Annotated in this window: 14 protein-coding genes; 13 read left to right on the top strand and 1 reads right to left on the bottom strand. The window is 74.8% G+C overall.

Annotated elements, in window-relative coordinates; all coding sequences use genetic code 11:
• Positions 1-34: 34 nt before the first annotated feature.
• Positions 35-970, top strand: coding sequence for a peptidoglycan-binding protein (locus ACN27B_RS28345; protein WP_099160458.1), 936 nt, complete (start codon positions 35-37; stop codon positions 968-970).
• A 56-nt stretch (positions 971-1,026) separates the two neighbouring features.
• Here the strand turns inward: ACN27B_RS28345 and ACN27B_RS28340 are convergent, their stop codons facing one another.
• The gene (locus ACN27B_RS28340) at positions 1,027-3,435 is read right to left on the bottom strand and encodes a family 10 glycosylhydrolase (RefSeq protein ID WP_422742218.1); all 2,409 of its coding nucleotides are present in this window, start codon (positions 3,433-3,435) and stop codon (positions 1,027-1,029) included.
• Positions 3,436-3,603: 168 nt separating this feature from the next.
• Between ACN27B_RS28340 and ACN27B_RS28335 the strand changes: the two genes are divergently transcribed.
• The 12 genes from ACN27B_RS28335 (at position 3,604) to ACN27B_RS28280 (ending at position 18,670) form a co-directional block, all read left to right on the top strand.
• On the top strand, positions 3,604-4,914 hold the full coding sequence (locus ACN27B_RS28335) for an ABC transporter substrate-binding protein (RefSeq protein ID WP_099160462.1): 1,311 nt from the start codon (positions 3,604-3,606) through the stop codon (positions 4,912-4,914).
• A 67-nt stretch (positions 4,915-4,981) separates the two neighbouring features.
• Positions 4,982-5,866, top strand: a complete 885-nt coding sequence (locus tag ACN27B_RS28330; RefSeq protein ID WP_216642321.1) for a carbohydrate ABC transporter permease — start codon at positions 4,982-4,984, stop codon at positions 5,864-5,866.
• Between the two features lie 53 nt (positions 5,867-5,919).
• Positions 5,920-6,816, top strand: coding sequence for a carbohydrate ABC transporter permease (locus ACN27B_RS28325; protein WP_098746168.1), 897 nt, complete (start codon positions 5,920-5,922; stop codon positions 6,814-6,816).
• Complete coding sequence (locus ACN27B_RS28320; RefSeq protein WP_099160464.1) at positions 6,813-7,544, top strand: GntR family transcriptional regulator; 732 nt, start codon at positions 6,813-6,815, stop codon at positions 7,542-7,544. Before ACN27B_RS28325 ends, ACN27B_RS28320 begins: the two co-directional genes overlap by 4 nt.
• A complete protein-coding gene (locus ACN27B_RS28315) occupies positions 7,541-8,455 on the top strand; it encodes an ROK family protein (protein WP_099160466.1) in 915 nt (304 codons plus the stop codon). Before ACN27B_RS28320 ends, ACN27B_RS28315 begins: the two co-directional genes overlap by 4 nt.
• Complete coding sequence (locus ACN27B_RS28310; RefSeq protein ID WP_099160468.1) at positions 8,452-9,921, top strand: DUF4127 family protein; 1,470 nt, start codon at positions 8,452-8,454, stop codon at positions 9,919-9,921. The genes ACN27B_RS28315 and ACN27B_RS28310 overlap by 4 nt, the downstream gene beginning before the upstream one ends.
• Entirely contained in the window at positions 9,918-11,588 is a 1,671-nt protein-coding gene (locus ACN27B_RS28305; protein ID WP_422742214.1) for an FAD-dependent oxidoreductase, read from the top strand. Before ACN27B_RS28310 ends, ACN27B_RS28305 begins: the two co-directional genes overlap by 4 nt.
• Entirely contained in the window at positions 11,585-12,274 is a 690-nt protein-coding gene (locus ACN27B_RS28300) for an N-acetylmannosamine-6-phosphate 2-epimerase (RefSeq protein WP_099160472.1), read from the top strand. Before ACN27B_RS28305 ends, ACN27B_RS28300 begins: the two co-directional genes overlap by 4 nt.
• Positions 12,271-14,781, top strand: coding sequence for a hypothetical protein (locus ACN27B_RS28295; RefSeq protein WP_422742210.1), 2,511 nt, complete (start codon positions 12,271-12,273; stop codon positions 14,779-14,781). The genes ACN27B_RS28300 and ACN27B_RS28295 overlap by 4 nt, the downstream gene beginning before the upstream one ends.
• A gap of 81 nt (positions 14,782-14,862) precedes the next feature.
• Positions 14,863-16,125 carry a cyanophycinase gene (locus tag ACN27B_RS28290; protein WP_216642322.1) on the top strand — a complete coding sequence of 421 codons (1,263 nt, stop codon included), beginning with the start codon at positions 14,863-14,865 and terminating at the stop codon, positions 16,123-16,125.
• Between the two features lie 132 nt (positions 16,126-16,257).
• Positions 16,258-17,685 (top strand): hypothetical protein, encoded by a 1,428-nt coding sequence (locus tag ACN27B_RS28285; protein WP_099160476.1) that lies wholly within the window; start codon positions 16,258-16,260, stop codon positions 17,683-17,685.
• Positions 17,686-17,785: 100 nt separating this feature from the next.
• Positions 17,786-18,670, top strand: a complete 885-nt coding sequence (locus ACN27B_RS28280; protein WP_172967771.1) for a MurR/RpiR family transcriptional regulator — start codon at positions 17,786-17,788, stop codon at positions 18,668-18,670.
• Positions 18,671-18,728: the final 58 nt, after the last annotated feature.

The following is an 18,728-nucleotide window of genomic DNA, read 5'->3' as shown; positions in this document are numbered from 1 at the left end:
GGTTCCCCGGGTGGCCCAGGTGTGAGGAGTGCAGATGAGGATTCCCCTTCGACGCGTGGCCGGAGTGCTCGCCGCCCTGGCGTTGACCATCGCCGGGGTGCTGACGGGCCCGACCGCCGCGCAGGCGGCCACGCCCGCCTGGCCGACGTTGAGCGGCGGCACGTCCGGTCCGAATGTCGCGTCGGCCCAGTTCCTGCTCCGCCACCACGGCGGGACCCTGACCGTGGACGGCGCCTTCACGGCCGGGACCACCACCGCGGTACGGACGTTCCAGGCCGCCAACGGGCTCACCGCCGACGGGATCGTCGGTTCCCTGACCTGGGCCCGCCTCGTGGTGACCCTGGACGCCGGCGCCAACAACAACGCCGTACGGGCACTGCAGACCGCGCTCAACAAGTACGGCTACGGCCTCACCGTCGACGGCGCCTGGGGCGCGGCCACCACCAATGCCGTCACCAGCTTCAAGACCACCAGAGGGCTCACCGGCGGCGCCACCGTCGGCGCGACCACCTGGCAGTGGCTCCTCGGGGACGGTGGTGGTGGAGGCACCTACGCCCTGGTCATCGGGCGCTCGGTGCTGCCGCGCACCGAGTACGACGACCCGCACCACGACTATCCGGCGATCGACCTGCCCACCAACAGCGGCGTGACGACGTACGCGATCACCGCCGGCACGGTCGGCCACGCCGGCGGTGGGTGCGGCTACGGCATCGGCATCACCGCCGACGACGGCACCTACTACCTGTACTGCCACCTGTCCTCCCGGGCGGTGGCCGACGGGGCGCGGGTCGTCGCCGGCCAGGTCATCGGCTACACCGGCTCCACCGGCAACTCCACCGGCCCGCACCTGCACCTGGAGGTACGGGTCGGCGGCGCGAACCGCTGCCCGCAGAATCTCCTGCTGGCCCTCTACGACGGGTCGGCCGTGCCGGCCCCGGGCACCCTCCCGTCGACCGGCTGCACCTACTGACGGGGGCCGGGGCGGCGCGGGCGACCCTGGACAGGTCGTCCCGCGCCGCCCGCGGCTCAGGCGAGCTCCGCCCAGCGGGCGTACATGGTCAGGTCACGGACGGTGCGCCGGGTCAGCTCCGGCGGAACGCCGTCCCCCCAACCGGCGGCGACGGTCGCCGCCCTGCGCAGCTGCCGCGCGGCGGCGTCGGCCGAACGGGCGGGCAACCCGTCGGCCAGCAGCCGTTCGGCAGTGGCGAGCCGGAGCCGGACCCCGGCCGTGGTGGCGCCCGGCGCGCAGGCCGTGGCCAGCCGCAGCGCCTCCCGCAGCGACGCCGTCCCGGCGCGGGCGGCGGCCCGGTAGTCGGCGTGCGGGACCGTCGCCGCGGTCCGGAACGTGCCTTCCCGCAGGGCCTCCTGCTGCCGGGCGTTGAGTTGGTTGTACGCGAACAGCGCCGCGCCGTCGGAGTCCGCGTCGTTCACCGCCTGCACCTGGTCGAGCATCAGATCGGGGGACGACCCCCGCAGCGGGCCGTAGGTGGCGGTGTAGAGCGGCACGTCGCCGACCCGGCGGCGCATCACGGCGGTGTCGTGCCCCACCGAGTCCGCGGAGGTGCCGAAGGACATGCCGGTGAGGAAGTCCAGCGTGCCGGCGTCGACCCAGGCGCCCCAGTTCTGGAACTTCTTGGCCAGCCCGTCGGTCGGGTCGGCGAACACGGCGGCGGAGAGCTTCCGGTCGCCGGCGACCCGCCGCTGCATCGTGCGGACCTGGTCGACGAACGTGGTGACCTGCTTCTCCCGCCAGGCGTTCCAGGTGGGCCACTGCGGTGATTCGGGGTTCAGCGTGTACGGGTCCACGCCGTGCTCCGCCGTGAACGTCGCGCGGCTGTACGCGGAGTAGGAGAAGTCCGCGCCGTAGGGCAGGGAGACCGGGTAGCGGATGTAGTCCAGGTGCAGACCGTCCACGCCGTAGCCGCGCAGGATCTCCTCGAACGTGGCGAGCACGTGCGCGCGTACCGCCGGGACCGCCGCGTCCATCCAGTAGTAACCGGGCTCCATCCGGGACGGCTGCGGGCCGGCCTTGCCGACGTCCTCGCGCTCCACCGCCGCCCACTCGGGGTGCGCGGTGAGCACCGGTCCACCGCCGGACTCGACGCCGACGAAGAAGGTGTGCGTCCAGGCGTGCAGCTCGATGCCCCGGGCGTGCGCCTCGGCGATCCAGACCTTCAGCGGGTCGAAGCCGCGCATCTCGGGCCGCTGGGCGGGCATGCCGGCCCGCTCGGCGACCGGGCTCGGGTAGATGGTGTAGCCACCCCAGACCGTCTCGAGGAACACCATGTTGAACCCGGCCGCGGAGATCCGCTCCACCGTGGCGCGGATCTGCTCCGGGCTGGTCTCGATCGGGCGGACCCAGAGGCCACGGCCCTCCACCGGACGGGACTCGCGGGCCCGGTAACCGGCCACGTCGGCGCGGCGGGCGGCGTCGCGGGCCAGTTCCGCGGCGCGTTCCGGCTCGGCGGCGGCGGCGTCGCGGGCCCGGCCCAGCAGGCCCGCGGCCTCGGCGAGCGCGGTGTCCACGGCGGCCGGGTCGAACTCCAGGCAGCTCGTCCGCGCGGCCTGGCCGGCCTGGCGCGCCGCGGACACGGCGCGTTCCGCGCCGAGCAGGAAGCTCTCCGCGTCGACGTCCACCGTGACGGTGTCGCCGTCGACGGCCACGCGGGCGCCGAGCGGGGCGTTCCCCTCCAGCCAGGAACCCCGGGAGCCGTGCCCGGACAGCACGTAGCCGTCGGCGGGCACCGCGCTGTCGCCGCCCTGACGGGCGACCACCCGGCCGTTGCGGACGGTGATCTCGTAGCCGAAGTCGTTGGTTCCGGTGCGCTCCCGACCGGCGGCGGGGGTGTAGACGACGAGTTGCTCCGCGCCGCGGCACCCCGGGAAGCACTCGCCCTTGGCCGGGTCGACGCCGGCCGGGTTGGTGGTGGCGGTCGGGTCGGTGGCGTCGGCGGTGGTCGTGGCCCGCCGGATCAGCAGGTTGCGCAGCTGCACCCGGTCACCGGGGCGCAGCCGGTCGCGCAGCCACCGTCGGTCGTCGGCGCCACCGGCCTCGGGTGGCGAGGCGGACAGCACGGCGCCGTCGGCCGGGATGGCGTTGTTGCCGGGCTTCGGGCAGGAGTCGAGCGCGGTGCAGACGCTGACCACGTCGTACGCCCCGCCGCCGGCGGCGCGCAGCACCGCCTCGCCGCCGAAGGCGTTGGTCTTCGTCTCGGCCCCCGAGTCGGGGGTGTAGAGGGCGAGCACGCCGGCGGCGCGCGACGACGGATCGATGGCGTCGATCGTGGCGGTGGCGCCGTCGGCGGCCACGACGGTGGGCGCGCCGGACTCGGCGGTGGGCGGGGCGGCGGTGGCGGGAGCGGTCAGCAGCCCGAGCAGGACCACGCCGGCCGCCCCGCCGGCGGTGGCCCGGCGTAGGGGAGTGGGGGTAGGCATGCGGCCCATCGTGTGGTCACTGGTACGGACAAGTCAAGGCTTCAATCGGATAAACAAACCGGACACGGGGCGCAAAAGGCGAGCTGGGGCTTGACGCGGCGGTGATCGTGGTCCAGTGTCTCCGGCAATTGGTCCGTACCACTCATCCCCCACGCATGGAGGACCCTCATGAGGCGTACCCGCGCCTTCGCCGCGGCCGCAGTGGCCGCCGCGTTCTTCCTCAGCGGCTGCGGCCTGTCCAGCGGCGACGACGCCGGCGCCGGCGGCTCGAACGACCCGATCAACGGTGAGGTCAAGGGCGACATCACGTTCGCCACGCTGGCCCTGAAGCCCACCTTCGACGACTACATCAACGGTCTGATCGAGAAGTTCGAGGCGCAGCACCCGGGCACCAACGTGACCTGGGTCGACCTGCCGTTCCAGGGCGCCCAGGAGAAGATCACCAACGACGCCCAGGCGGGCACCCTGCCCGACGTGGTCAACCTGAACCCGAACTTCGCCCAGAAGCTGGAGAAGCAGGGCGTCTTCGTGGACATGGAGACCAACGCCGCCGACGTCAAGGACTCCTTCGTTCCCGGCGCGTGGGACGCGTTCAAGGTCCCCGGGCAGGCCGGCTCGTACGGCCTGCCGTGGTATCTCACCAGCGAGATCACCATGTACAACAAGGACCTCTTCGCTCAGGCCGGGATGCCCGACGCCGCCCCGCCGAAGACCATCGACGAACTGCTCACCCAGGCCGAGAAGATCTCCACCGCCGGCAAGGGCCGCTTCTACGGCTGGCACCCGGCGCTGGAGAACACGTTCGTGCCGAACCTGGCGAAGCTGGGCGTCCCGCTGCTCAACGACGACGCCAGCAAGTGGACCTTCAACACCCCCGAGGCGGTCCAGTACGTCACCCGGCTGCGTGACCTCTACGCCAGCAAGGCGATCGCGCCGGACTGGCTGACCCAGGACCACGCCAAGGAGACCGAGGCGTACTCGGCCGGACGGGTGGCGCTGTTCCCGTCCGGGCCGAACTTCCTCAAGGTCGTCGGCCAGAACGCCCCGGCCGTCGCCAAGGCCACCGGGGTCGCGCCGCAGATCGCCAGCGCCGACGGCACCACCAACATGTCGGTGATGGGCCTGCTCGTGCCGAAGAAGAGCAAGAATCCGGCCACCGCGCTGGAGTTCGCCAAGTTCGTCAGCAACGCGGAGAACCAGCTCGCCTTCGCCAAGATCGTGACGATCCTGCCGTCCACCTCGGACTCGCTCAAGGACCCGTACTTCACCCAGGTGGACGCCGCCGACCCGACCGCGCAGGCCCGCCGGATCTCGGCCGAGCAGATCGCCAAGGCGCAGAACCTCACCCCGGTGCAGTGGGACGACCGCACCAAGGCCCTGGTGATCGGCAAGGTGCAGCTCGCCGTCAAGGGCGACCTCGACCCGAAGGCCGCTCTGGACCAGGCCGTGGACGAGGCCAACAAGCTGCTCGCCCGCTGACCCGCCGGCGCCGCCCGGCTCCGGCCGGGCGGCGCCACCCTCCCCTCCACGACAGGAGCTCACCGACGTGATCGGCCGTCGCTGGTACGTGCCCTGGCTGTTCCTCACTCCCGCGCTGCTCGTCACCGCACTGATGACGTGGGGGCCGCTCGCCAACACCGGCGTGCTGGCGTTCACCGACGCGCAGGCGCTCGGCGGGGGGCAGTTCACCGGGCTGGCCAACTTCACCCGGCTGGCCGACGACACCGAGTTCTTCCGGGCGCTCGGCAACACCGCGCTCTACCTGGTCGTCGTGGTGCCCGCGCTGGTGCTGCTGCCGCTGCTGCTCGCCCAGCTGGTGCACGCCAAGCTGCCCGGCATCGGTGCGTTCCGGGCGGTGTTCTACACCCCCGTCATCGCCTCGATGGTCGTGGTCGGCCTGATCTGGAGCTGGCTGCTCTCCTCCGACGGCCTGGTCAACGCCGTACTCGTGAAGCTGCGGGTGGTCGCCGAGCCGCTGCCCTTCCTCACCGACGCCACCCTGCTGCTGTTCGCCTGCATGCTGGTGACGGTCTGGAAGGGCCTCGGCTACTACATGGTCATCTACCTGGCCGCCCTGTCCAACGTGCCGAACGAGCTCTACGAGGCGGCCCGGGTCGACGGCGCCGGCGCGGTCCGCCGGTTCCGCTCGGTCACCGTGCCGACCGTCCGCCCCACCATGTTGCTGGTCGGCACGCTCGCGGCGATCTCCGCGACCAAGGTCTTCGCCGAGATCTACGTGATGTCCTCCGGCACCGCCGGACCCGGTGGGCAGGCCAAGTCGATCGTCTACTACATCCGCGAGGTCGGTCTCGGCGTCGACGGTGAGATCGGGTACGCCTCCGCGATGAGCCTGACGCTCTTCGTCGGCACCCTCGGCCTCTCCGTCCTGGCGCTGGTGCTGCGCCGACGCAGCGAGAGGAACGAGGCATGAGCGAACGCACCGAGCGGAGCGAGGGCCGTGAGGGCATGCCCGGTCGGCTCGGCATGAGCGAACGCACCGAGCGGCGCGCCACGGCCGGGCCGCGGGCCGCACGGCCCACCCGGCGATCCGCCGGAGCGGGCCGGTTCGCCGGGCCGGCCCTGCGGTACCTCCTCCTGCTGCTGATGACCGTGCTGCTGGTCGGGCCGTTCCTCTGGCAGCTCTCCACCGCGCTCAAGAGCACCGGCGAACCGATCTACGGCCCGGACACCACGCTGCTGCCGGCCCACCCCACGCTGGGCAACTTCGGCAAGGTCACCGAGGTCATCCCGGTCTGGCGCTACATCGGCAACTCGGCGATCGTGGCGTTCGCCAGCGTCGTGACCAACTGCCTGCTCGGCGCCATGGCCGGCTACGCGCTGGCCCGGATGCGCTTCCGCGGACGGGGCGCGGTCTTCGCCGCCCTGCTCGCCTCGCTGGTCGTACCGTTCGAGGTGATCATGGTGAACGTCTTCCTCACCGTGCGCAGCCTCGGCCTGGTCGACACCCTGCTCGGTGTGCTGCTGCCCGGCGCGGTCAGCGGCCTGTCCATCCTGGTCATGCGCACCGCGTTCCTGGCCCTGCCGCGGGAGACCGAGGAGGCCGCCGCGATCGACGGCGCGGGGGAGTGGGCCCGGTTCTGGCGGGTCGCGCTGCCCAGCGTGCGCGGCTCGTTGGCGGTGGTCGGCGTGTTCAGCTTCCTGTTCGCCTGGGACGACTTCCTCTGGCCGCTCATCGTGCTGAAGAACCCCGACAACTTCACCCTCACCGTGGGCCTGCAGTACCTGTCCGGCACCTTCACCAACGACCAGCGGGTGGTCGCCGCTGGCACGATGATCGCGGTCGTTCCGCTGCTCGCGGTCTTCTTCGCCCTGCAGCGGATGTTCTTCCGTGGCATCGGAGAGGGAGGGGTGAAGGGGTGACCACCACCAGCGGCAACAAGACCGCCTGGAAGCACGAGGCGCTGTACACCGCGTTGCGCGCCGAGATCGGCGAGGCGTTGCGTCCGCACGACCCGCTGCCCAGCGAGCGGGAACTCGTCGCCCGGTTCGGGGTCAGCCGGGCGACCGTCCGGCAGGCCGTCGGCCGGCTGGAGGAGGAGGGCCTGGTCTACCGCGCCCAGGGCGCCGGCACGTTCGTGGCCGACCCGGCCACCATCTCCAAGTCCCTCGCCCTGACCTCGTTCAGCGAGGACATGCGCAGCCGCCGGCTCACCCCGGACTCCCGCCTGCTCGACCTCACGCTCGTCCCGGCCGGCGTGGCCGTGGCCCGGGAGCTGTCGTTGTCCCCCGGCGCCGAGGTGGCCCACGTACGCCGGCTCCGGCTCGCCGACGGCCTGCCCATGTGCGTCGAGGAGGTGTGGCTGCCGACCGAGCGGGTCGGTGACCTCGACGCCGGGCTGGTCTCCGGCTCCCTCTACGACGTGCTCGCCGAGCGCGGTGTCCGGCCGCACCACGCCGACCAGGTGATCTCCGCGACGGTGGTCGACGCCGACCAGGCCGCGCTGCTCGGTGTGGCGCCCTACTCGCCCGCGCTGCGGGTGGACCGGACCACCTACGACGGCACCGGCGTCGCGGTCGAGCGGGCCGAGAGCATCTACCGCGCGGACCGGTACGACTTCCGCATCACCGTGACCCGAAGGACGTCGTGACCGCCCCGCTCCTGGCCGCCGTGGACATCGGCGGCACCAAGACCGCCGCCGCGCTGGTGCGGGCCGGCGCCGTGCTGGCCCGTACCCAGGCCCCGACGCCGGCCCGCGACGGCGCCGCCGCCGTCCTGGACCGGGCCGCCGCGCTGGTCCGCTCGCTCGGCGCCGCGCCGGTGGCCGTGGGCGTCGGCGCCCCCGGCCTGGTCGACCCGGCGACCGGCCTGCTCACCGCCGCCACCTCGTCGATCAGCGACTGGTCCCGGGTGGACGTGCCGGGCGCCGTCCGGGACCGCCTCGGCCTGCCCGGCGCGGTGCTCAACGACGTCCAGGCGTTCACGCTCGGCGAGGCCGTGCACGGCGCCGGCCGCGGGCTGCCCACCGTGATCGGGGTGGCGGTCGGCACCGGCATCGGCGGCGGCGTGCACGTCGCCGGGATGCTGCTCAGCGGTCGATCGGGCGCCGCCGGGCACCTCGGCCACCTGCCCGTGCCGCAGGCGGTCGGCCGCCCCTGCCCGTGCGGCGCGACCGGGCACGTCGAGGCGGTCGCCGCCGGCCCGGCCGTCGCCGCGCGGTACGCCGAGCGCACCGGCGACCAGGTCGACCTGCCCGAGGTGGTGCGACGGGCCCGGGCCGGCGACGACGCGGCACGGGCCGTCCTGGCCGAGGCGGGCGCCGCGCTCGGCACCGCCCTCGCCGGCCTGGCCAACGCCCTCGACCCGGACCGGATCGTGGTCGGCGGTGGCGCCGCCGTACCCGAGGTCCTGGCCGCCGCCGGCCCGGCCTTCGTCGCCGCCTGCATGCCGGTGCTCGGCCCGGTGCCGCTCGTTCCGGCCGCGCTCGGCGCGGACGCCGCGCTGGTCGGCGCCGCCGAGGCCGCCCTGCGGACGATCGAGGAGGGCAGGGTCCGCCGATGATCGACATCGCGCTCGTACCGCTGGACGACCGGCCGGTCTGCCGGTCGCTGCCCGCCCTGGTCGCCGCCGTCGCCGGCGCGCGCGTCCAGGTTCCACCGGCCGACCTGCTGCCGGCCCAGCGGCGGCCCGGCGACCCGGACGGGTTGGCGCGCTGGCTCGCCGGCCGCCGGGCCGACGCCACGGTGGTCGCGCTGGAGACGCTGGGCCTCGGCGGGCTGATCGCCTCCCGGCTGCGCGACGACCCGGTCACCGCCGTGCTCGGCCGCTGGGCCGCCCTGCGCCAGGGCCCCGCGCCGGTCTACGCCGCCACCGTCGTGCAACGCACCCCCGACGCGGACGACGCCGGCGAGGAACCCGACTACTGGGCCCGGCACGGCCGCGCGTTGCACGCGTACTCGGCCGCGCTGCACCGGGGGATCGGCGGCGCCGAGCTGCCCGTCACCGCCGTGCCGGCGGCGATCCGCCGCGACTTCCTGCGCCGCCGGCAGCGCAACCACGTGCTCAACCAGGCCGCGCTCGGGCTCGCCGCCGAGGGCGTGCTGGACACCCTCGTCGTCGGCGCGGACGACACCGCCGTCGCCGCGGTCGGCACCGCCGAGTGGCAGTGGCTGCGGACCTGGACGTCCTGGCTGGAGCTGACCGACCGGGTGCTCGCGCACCCGGGCGCCGACGAGATCGGCGCGGTGCTCGTGGCCCGCGCGCTCGCCACGGCCGCCGGTCACGCGCCCCGGATCGCGGTCGCCTGCGCCGATCCGGACGGGCTGGACCGGGTGGCCCGCTACGAACCGGTGCCGGTCGGCGTCGGGATCGCCAGCCAGGCCGCAGCGGCCGGGGCCGCCGTGGCGGACCACGCCGCCGCCGACGCGGTGCTCGTGGTGCACCCGCCGCAACCCGGCGACGCCGACTGGGCGACCGCCCCGCCGGCCGACACCGACCCCGGGCCGGCCGCGCGCACCGCCGCCCTGGTCCGCCGGCTGCTCGCCGAGGGCCGGCCGGTCGCCCTGGCCGACTGCGCGGTGGGCAACGGCGCCGATCCCCGGCTGGTGGCCGAGTTGGCCGCCGACGGCACGTATGCCCGGCTGGCCGGCTTCGCCGGCTGGAACACCGCCGGCAACACCGTCGGCAGCGCGCTCGCCACGCTGGTGGCGTATGAGGTCGGACGGGCCGCCGGCACCCTCGACCGGTCCGCCTCCCGCCGGCTGCTCGCCCACCGCCTGGTCGACGACCACGTGTGGATGTCGTACGCCCGGCCCCGGCTGCGCCGCGAACGCGGCACCGACCCGACCCGGCACGACCACGTGCCGGACGAGGAGACCGCGCGGGTGACCGACCGGATCGAACAGCTGCTGCGCGAACGGTGGCGGCACCTCGACGCGGTGCCGGGCTTCGCCGTCGCCGCCGGCTCGGTGAGCCTGCCGTGGCACCGCACCTACGAGATCGACTTCACTGTGGAGGAAGACCGGTGAGCACTCCCGAACCGACAGTGACCGCCGACGTGGCCGTGGTCGGCGGCGGGCTCGGCGGGGTGGCCGCCGCGCTCGCCGCCGCCCGCGCCGGCGCCACGGTGGTCCTCGTCGAGGAGCTCTCCCGGGTCGGCGGTCAGGTCACCACCCAGGCGCTGCCCGCGTTGGACGAACACCCGCACATCGAGAGCTTCGGCGCCTCCGCCGGCTACCGGGCGTTCCGCGACGCCGTCCGCGCCCACTACGGCGGCACGGCGAACCCGGGCGGCGGCTGGGTGAGCCGGCTCTGCTTCGAGCCGGCCGTCGCCGGGCGGGTGCTGGACGCGACCCTGGCCGAGGCGAAGGTGACGGTGCTGACCGGCCGGTCCCCGGTCGCGGCGCGGGCCGAGGGCGGCCGGATCCACGACGTGACGCTGACCGACGGCACCGTGCTGGCCGCCGCCGTCTTCTGCGACGCCACCGAGCGTGGCGACCTGGCCCCGCTCGCCGGGTTCGCCACCGTCACCGGCTCGGAGGGCCGCGACGCGCACGGTGAGCCGGATGCCGTGCCCGGCGGCCCCGACCCCGCCGCCCAACAGTCGTTCACCTGGTGCGCGCTGGTGGAACACCACCCCGGCGCGGGCTTCACCGGCCCCGCGCCCGCCCGCTACGCCGAGCTGCGGCACCGGCTCTCCTTCGACATCGCCGGCTGGGACGGCAGCGTGCACCGGTACCGGATGTTCACCGACGGCCCGGACGGACGGCCGCCGTTCTGGACCTACCGGCGACTGCGCGCCACCGCGCCGGAGCTCGCGGTGCTCAACTGGGCGTCCAACGACTGCGCCGGGTACGACCCGATCGGTGACCCGGCGGGCGCCGAGCGGGCCGGCCGTGAGCTGACCGCCGCGTTCGTGCACTGGCTACGCACCGAGGCGCCCCGCGAGGACGGTGGCCGGGGCTTCCCCGGGCTGCGCCTGGCCCCGGAGGCCGCCGGCACGGCCGACGGCTTCGCCGAGGCGCCGTACCTGCGCGAGTCACGGCGGATCGTGGTCGAGCGGCCGGTCACCGGCCACGACCTCGCCCCCGTGCCCGGACGGGCCCGGGCGCGGCACCTGGCCGGCTCACTCGGCGTCACCTGGTACCACGTCGACCTGCACGAACGCACCGGCCACCCGGATCCGGTCTACCGGGAGACCGCGCCGTTCACCGTTCCGGCCGACGCGCTCGTCCCCCGCGGCGCGGTCAACCTGCTGGCCGCCGCCAAGAACCTCGGCGCCACCCAGGTCGCCGCCGCCGCGTACCGGGTGCACCACGGCGAGTGGGCGGTCGGTGAGGCGGCCGGGGCCCTCGCCGCCCGGGCCGCCCTGGACGCCCGGCCGGTGGGCGCCGTCCGCGACGACCCGGCGTTCCTGCTCGCGGTGCAGCGCGACCTGGTCGCCGCCGGCGTGCCGCTGGCCTGGGTGGCCGACGTGCCACCGGACGACCCGCGCTTCGCCGCCGTGCACCTGGCCGCCGCCCACGGGGCGGTGGAGGGGGAACGGGCCGCCGACCTGGCGGTGGAACCCGACCGGTCGCCCGGACCGGAGGACCTGGCCGCGCTGCGCCGGGCCGCCCGGTCGCTGGGCGCCGACCCGTCCCTCGTGGACCCCGATCGCGCCCTCGGCGCCCTGATGGAGGACATCGTCCGATGACCGTGCTCGACGCGATCCGTGGCCGGCTGGTCGTCTCCTGCCAGGCCGATCCCGGTGAACCGCTCGACGACCCGGCGCACATGGTGGCGCTGGCCCGTTCCGCGTTGCACGGCGGCGCGGTCGGCATCCGCGCCCAGGGGCTGCGTGACCTGCGGGCGCTGCGCGCGGCGCTGCCCGACACCCCCTTGATCGGGCTGGTCAAGGACGGCGTCGAGGGCGTCTACATCACCCCGACGTTGGCGCATGCCGAGGCGGTGGCCGCCACCGGTGTGCAGATCGTCGCGCTCGACGGCACCCGGCGGCCCCGCCCGGACGGGCTCACGCTGGCCGAGACCGTGGCCGGGCTGCGGCGGCGGCACCCCCGGGTGCTGGTGATGGCGGACGTGGCGGACGCCGCCGACGGTCACGCCGCCGTCGCCGCCGGGGTGGACCTGGTCGGCACCACGCTCTCCGGCTACACCGGCGGCGCGGTGCCGCACGACCCGGACCTGGAGCTGATCGGCACGCTCGTCGCCACGCTCCCGGTGCCGGTCGTCGCCGAGGGCCGGATCAACACCCCCGACGAGGCCGCCGCCGCCCTGCACCACGGCGCACACGCCGTGGTGGTCGGCACCGCCATCACCCGGCCCGCCGTCGTCACCGCCCGCTTCGCCGCCGCGCTCGTCACCAGCCGGGAGATGTCATGACCGTGCACGTCGTCAGCCACACCCACTGGGACCGCGAGTGGTACCGGCCGATGGAGTCCTTCCGGGCCCGCCTCGCCGAACTCGTCGCCCGGGTGTGCGACCAGCTCGACGCCGGCGAGCTGCGCCGGTTCCACCTCGACGGGCAGACCGTCACCGCCCTGGACGCGCTCGCCGTCCGCCCGGACCTCGCCGACCGGATCCGGGCCCACGCCGCCGCCGGCCGGCTGCACGTGGGGCCGTGGCACGTGCTCGCGGACAACCAGCTCGTCTCCGGCGAGAACCTGGTCCGCAACCTGCTCGCGGCCCGCCGGGTCGCCGCCGACCTGGGGCTGACGCTCGCCGACGTCGGCTACTGCCCGGACGCCTTCGGCCACCCCGCCGACCTGCCCCGGGTGCTGCGCGGCTTCGGTCTGGACACCGCGCTGGTCTGGCGGGGCGCGCCCCCGCACCTGGCCCGGTTCCGCTGGCGCGCCCCGGACGGCTCCGAGGTGCTCGCGGTCAACCAGGGCTACTACGAGCCGGAGGTGCTGTGGGACGCGGCCTCCGCCGCCGACCGGCTCGCTGCGTTCCGCGACAGGCAGGCCGGCCGGGACGCCGACGGGCCGTACCTGCTGCTCAACGGCGGCGACCACCTGGCGCCGCGGCCGTTGCCCGCGGGCCTGGCCGACGGCGCGGCGGTGGAGAGCACGCTGGCCGGGTACTTCGCCGCGATCCGCGACGCGGTGCCGGCGGAACGGGTGGTCACCGGTGAGCTGCGCCACCCGGGCGACTGGTTGACGTTCGTGCTGGCCGGCACGCTGTCCACCCGGCTCTATCTCAAGCAGGCCAACGCCGCCGCCGAGACGCTGCTGGAGGCGTGGGCGGAGCCGCTGACCGTACGCGCCGGCCGCGCCCACGCGGTCGGCCTGCTCCGGCACGCCTGGGACGAGCTGCTCCAGAACGCCCCGCACGACTCGATCTGCGGCTGCTCGGTGGACGAGGTGCACCGGGAGAACGAGGTGCGCTTCGACCGGGCCCGACAGGCCGGCGAGCACCTGGTCGAACGCGCCCTGCTGGACCTCGGGCTGGACACCCGGCTCGCCGGTGACCCGGTGACCGAGGCCGCCGCCCTGGTGGTGGTGAACCCGCACGCCGCACCGGTGACCGGCCCGGTCGTGGTGGACGTGCACACCGCGCCCGGGCACACCCTGGCCGGGCTGGTCGACGCCGACGGCGCGCCGGTGCCGTTCGAGCTGCGGGAGACCGAGCCGACGCCGTTGTTCTGCGCCGACCTGGACATCCTGCCGGACACCCGGGACACGCTGCGGCACCGCGTCGCGTTCGTCGCCGACGCCCCGGCCGGCGGCTGGACCGGCTACACCGCGACGGTCGTCCCCGGTGCTCCGGCCGCCGTGCCGGCCGGCGTCCCGGGCCGTTCGGTGACCCGGGGCGACTGGACGTTGACCGTCGCCGAGGACGCGTCGTTCACCCTGACCGACTCGGCCACCGGCCGCACCCTGCCCGGGCTGGGCCGCCTCGTCGACGTCGGCGACGCCGGCGACACCTACACCTACGACCCGCCCCGCCGGGACGAGACGGTCACGCCGGTCGTGCGCGAGGCGTGGGTGCACGACGGTCCGGCCGCCTCCCGCCTCGTGGTCCGCGCCGACCTGGACGTCCCGGCCGGCCTCACCGCCGACCGGAGCGCCCGGTCGACCGAGCGGGTGGTGCTGTCGCTGACCGTCACCGCCACGCTCTGGGCCGGGGTGCCGGAGCTGGACTGGCGGCTGGAGTTCGACAACACCGCCGACGACCACCGGCTCCAGGCCCACTTCCCGACCGACGCGCCGGCCACCGACTGGACCGCGGACGCCCACTTCAGCCTGCTCACCCGCCCGCTCAAGGCGGCGCTCGGCCCGCTGCCCGAACAGCGCGGGTACGAGGCCGACGCGGGCGTCGCGCCGGTCCGCTCGCTGGCCACCCTGCCGGGTCTGGCGGTCCTCGCGCCGGGGCTGCCCGAGGTGCAGGGCATCGCGGGGGAGCGGCCGTCCCTGGCCGTGACGGTGCTGCGCGCGGTCGGCTGGTTGTCCCGGCCCGACCTGCGGGCCCGCACCGCCGGCGCCGGACCCCAGCTGCCCACACCGGAGGCGCAGTGCCGGCGGCGGATCACCGCCGCGATCGGGGTACGCCTCGACGACGGCGAGTCCACGGTCACCACGGCGGCGGCGCACCGGCGCGCCCCGCTGCGGGCCTGGCAGCTGCGCCCCGGTGCGGTGGCGCCGGTCGCGACCCCGGGCCTGGGCGTGGACGGCGCGCAGGTGTCGGCGTACAAGCCGGCCGAGGACGGCGACGGCGCGGTGCTGCGGCTGGTCAACCCGACGTCCGCGTCGGTCGTGGCGACGGTGTCGGGGCTCGCCGGCACGCCCGTCGAGTGCGACCTCGCGGAGCGGCCGGTGGGCGGTGCGGTGGTCGGCGACGGGATCACCCTCGGCCCGTTCGCGACGCGCAGCTTCCGCGTCACCGGCTGACTCCCCGGGTGATTGTGGGCGGGACGGGGGTGCCGTACGCTCTGGTCGCGGCCCGCCCTCACGGTCCTGTGAGGAGCAACCATGCCCCTGAACCGCCTGCTGACCCTCGGGGTCGGCGCCTGTGCGGCGGTCGCGCTCAGCGTGCCGGTCGCCGCGGTCCCGGCCTCGGCCTCGGCGTCCCACCACCGCACCGGCGGCAGTCTGGTGCTGGTCGGCGGCGCGCTCGCCGACGACAACCGGGAGATCTACGACGACATCGTCCGGCTGGCCGGCGGCCCCGGCCGGGCCCGGATCGGCATCGTCACCGCCGGTGCCCCGGTGCCGGCCGAGGACCCCGACGCCGGCACCCCGGACTGCAACAACAGCGTCTGCAACGGTGACTACTACGCCGAGCTGTTCCGGTCCTACGGGGTGGCCGACGCGCAGTGGATCCCGATCGACCTGGACCACCCGGCCGCCGCCGACGACCCGGCGGTGGTGCGGCAGATCGAGTCGATGACCGGCTTCTTCTTCGGCGGCGGCGACCAGTACCGCTACGTCACCACCATGACGCGGGGGACGGCGCAGCGGGACAGCGCCGCGCTCGCGGCCGTGCGGCGCAAGCTGCGCGGTGGCGCGGTGGTCGCCGGCACCAGCGCCGGCGCGCAGATCATGGCCGGCCGCGACATGATCACCGGCGGGTCGACCGAGCCGGGGCTGCGCGACGGTGCGAAGCCGGGCTACTTCGACGACCCGGCGGTGCTCGGCTACCTGCCCCGGGGCGGGTTCGGGTTCTTCACCGCCGGGCTCGTGGACACCCACTTCTCCCGTCGCGGGCGGGAGGCGCGCTCGATCCGGCTCGCCTCGGACACCCGGCACACCCGGGTCTTCGGCCTGGACGAGAACACCGCGCTGGAGGTCACCGGGGTGGGTGGCCGCCGCACCTCGCTGCGGGTGCTCGGCCAGCGTGGGGTCAGCGTGCTCGACCTGCGCCGGGCGCGGGTCACCGACCACGCCGGGGTGTGGGGGATCGAGGGCGTGCGGTGGAGCCGGCTGACCGCCGGCGACGCCTACCTCGCGTCGCGCTGGACGGTGGTGCCGGCTGCCGGCAAGCCGCGCGTGCGGCCGGCGGTGGGACCGTGCACGGCGACCCCGTCGGAGGACGTCTTCTACGACTACGCCATGGTCGGCCTGGTCGAGGAGGGGCTCGCCGCCCGCACCGGCTGCGTGGCGGTCGGCGGCACGTCGTACGAGAAGGACCCGCAGTGGGCGGCGCGGTTGACCCGAGGCTCCGGGTTCGCGGCCTTCCGGGGCACGACGGCGACCACGTTCACCGACGTGGTGGTCGGCATCCGACCGGCCTGACGTGGGTGCGGCGGCGTCGGGCCGGGCGCCCGGCGCCGCCGTCACGAAGATGTAACAGAAGTTACGTATTGAGCAGTGAACTTAATGGATGTAACTTCTGTTTCATCGCTTCGTGGCCCCTCGGAGGTGCCCATGTCCCCTTCCCGCAACTCCCGTCGACTCGCCGTGACGGCCGCCGCCGCCGCGCTGCTCACCGTCGCCCCGCTCGGCGTCACCGCCGCCCACGCCCAGGTCACCCGGGTACGCCAGGGCAGCGCCACCGACGCCAGCCGGGCGAGCTGGTCCGGCCCGGCGTACACGATGAACGGTTCCGGCGGCATCGTCACCGCCACCATGACGAAGGCGGTCGACGCCATCCGGGGCGGCACCGGCGCGATCGACGTGGTGGTGATCGCCGGCTCCGGCTCAGGCACCCCGGAGTGCGACGTGATCACCCCGTTGGCCGGCGTCAACTCGTGCACCACGCTCACTCTCACCGCGGCCAACGACGGCAACAACAGCCAGGTCAACACCGACATCCGCAACGCCGAGTTCGTCTACTTCGCCGGCGGCGACCAGTGCCGCTACGTGGCCTGGAAGGGCACCGCGCTGGAGGCGTCGGTCGAGTCGGTGGTGGCCAAGGGCGGCGGCGTGGGCGGCGGCAGCGCCGGGCACCACGTCAACAGCGACGTCGTCTACGACGCCTGCACCGCCAGCGCCACCTCCTCGGGCGCGCTGGCCAACCCGTACGACCGGTCGCTGACGTTCACCACCGGCATGTTCCGCTGGCCGAACTACGCCGGCACGATCAACGACTCGCACTTCGTCACCCGCGACCGGATGGGACGGACCATGGCGTTCGTGGCCCGCGCGGTCAAGGACGGGCTGGTGTCCGGCGGCAAGGCGTGGGGCGTCGGGGTCGAGGAGGGCGCGTCGCTCTACCTCGACCGCGCCGGCCGGGCGACGCTCAGCGGCCCGAGCGCCTACGTCGTGCTCGGCGACCACCAGCCCGAGGTGGCCGTCTCCGGTCAGCCGCTCACCTACACCAATTTCAAGATCTGGAAACTGACCAACGGGCAGAGCTACGACTTCGCCAACCGGCCCACCTGCGGCTACTACCTGCGCAGCGTCCGCGCCGGAGTGCCGGACGCCAGTCTCTACAGCGGCACCCCGATCACCGACTGCTCGACCACCCCGCCGCCCTCGGGCGGGTCCACGTTCGCCGAGGCGGAGTCGAACGACAGCCGTACGGCCGCGAACGACATCTCCGGGCTGACCTTCCCGGCCACCGTGACCGGCGACATGAAGAGCACCTCCGACCGGGACTACTTCTCCCTCACGCTCGGCAGTGGACAGACGCTGACCGTGAACTGCGCGGTCCCGTCCGCGTACGACGCCGACCTCTACCTGCTCAGCGCGAGCGGGAGCACGCTGACCCGCTCGGTGAACGACGGCGCCGGGGCGGACGAGTCGGTCACCCTGACCCGGACCGCGTCCGGCTCGGCCACCTACTACCTCGACCTGGAGGCGTACGCCGGCTCCGGCACGGCCGACTACTCCTGCACCGTCGCGAAGTCCTGACCCGGCACCCCCCGAAGGGTCCGCGGGCGGGCGGCGACGCCCCGCCCGCGGACCCGCCGCCGTAGCCGGGAGCGGAGTGGCGGGCCGCTACGCTCTGCTCGTGTCGAACCCCGTACCTGCCGACGAGACCCACGCCGTGGGGGTCGCGGCGCTGATCCGCCAGCGGCTCGGCGAGTGCAGCCCGGCCGAGCGCCGGGTGGCCCGCGCCCTGCTCGCCTCCTATCCGTCCGCCGGCCTGGGCACGGTCGCGGCGTTGGCCGAGCGGGCCGAGGTGAGCGCCCCGACGGTGCTGCGCTTCCTGTCCCGGCTCGGCTTCGGCGGTTACCCGGAGTTCCAGCGGGCGCTGCGTGACGAGCTGGCCGAGCGGGAGACCTCGCCCCTGACCGCCTACCGGGCGACCGAGCGCAGTGGGGCGCCGCCGCGCGGGGCGCTGTCCCGGGCCGCCGCGGCGCTGCCCGAGGCGGTGGGCGGCACGCTGGCCGACCTTCCGCAGGGTGAGCTGGACGCGGCCGTGCGCCTCTTCGCCGACCAGCAGTACCGGGTCACCGCGGCCGGTGGCCGGTTCTCCGCGCTGTTCGCCAACTACCTCGTGCTGCACCTGATGCAGGTGCGGGGCAACAGCCGGCTGCTGCCCGCCGGTCCGGTGGAGCGGGCCGACATGCTGGTGGACGTCGGCAGACGTGACCTGGTGGTGCTCTTCGACTTCCGGCGGTACGAGGAGTCGACCCTGGCCCTGGCCCGGGAGGTGACCGGCCGGGGCGCCCGGGTGGTGCTGTTCACCGACCGGTGGCTCTCGCCGGTGGCCGGTCTGGCCGAGGTGGTGCTGCCCAGCCGGGTCGACTCGCCCTCGCCCTACGACAGCTTCGTGCCCACGCTGGCGCTGGTGGAGACGCTGGTCGCGGCGCTGATCGACCGGCTCGGCCCGGTGGCCGGCGCCCGCCTCAAGGCGATGGAGGGGGCGCAGCAGGCGTTCGGCGTCCGCTGAAACGTACGTTACAGAAAACTGTAACCCCACCGAGATCGTAACGTGAGTTACAGTCCGG

Origin of the sequence: Micromonospora sp. WMMD754, from assembly GCF_049315235.1 — a bacterium.
GTDB lineage: Bacteria > Actinomycetota > Actinomycetes > Mycobacteriales > Micromonosporaceae > Micromonospora > Micromonospora sediminicola.
Note: the sequence above shows the minus strand (reverse complement) of the source record. Positions and strands in the feature narration are given on the sequence as shown.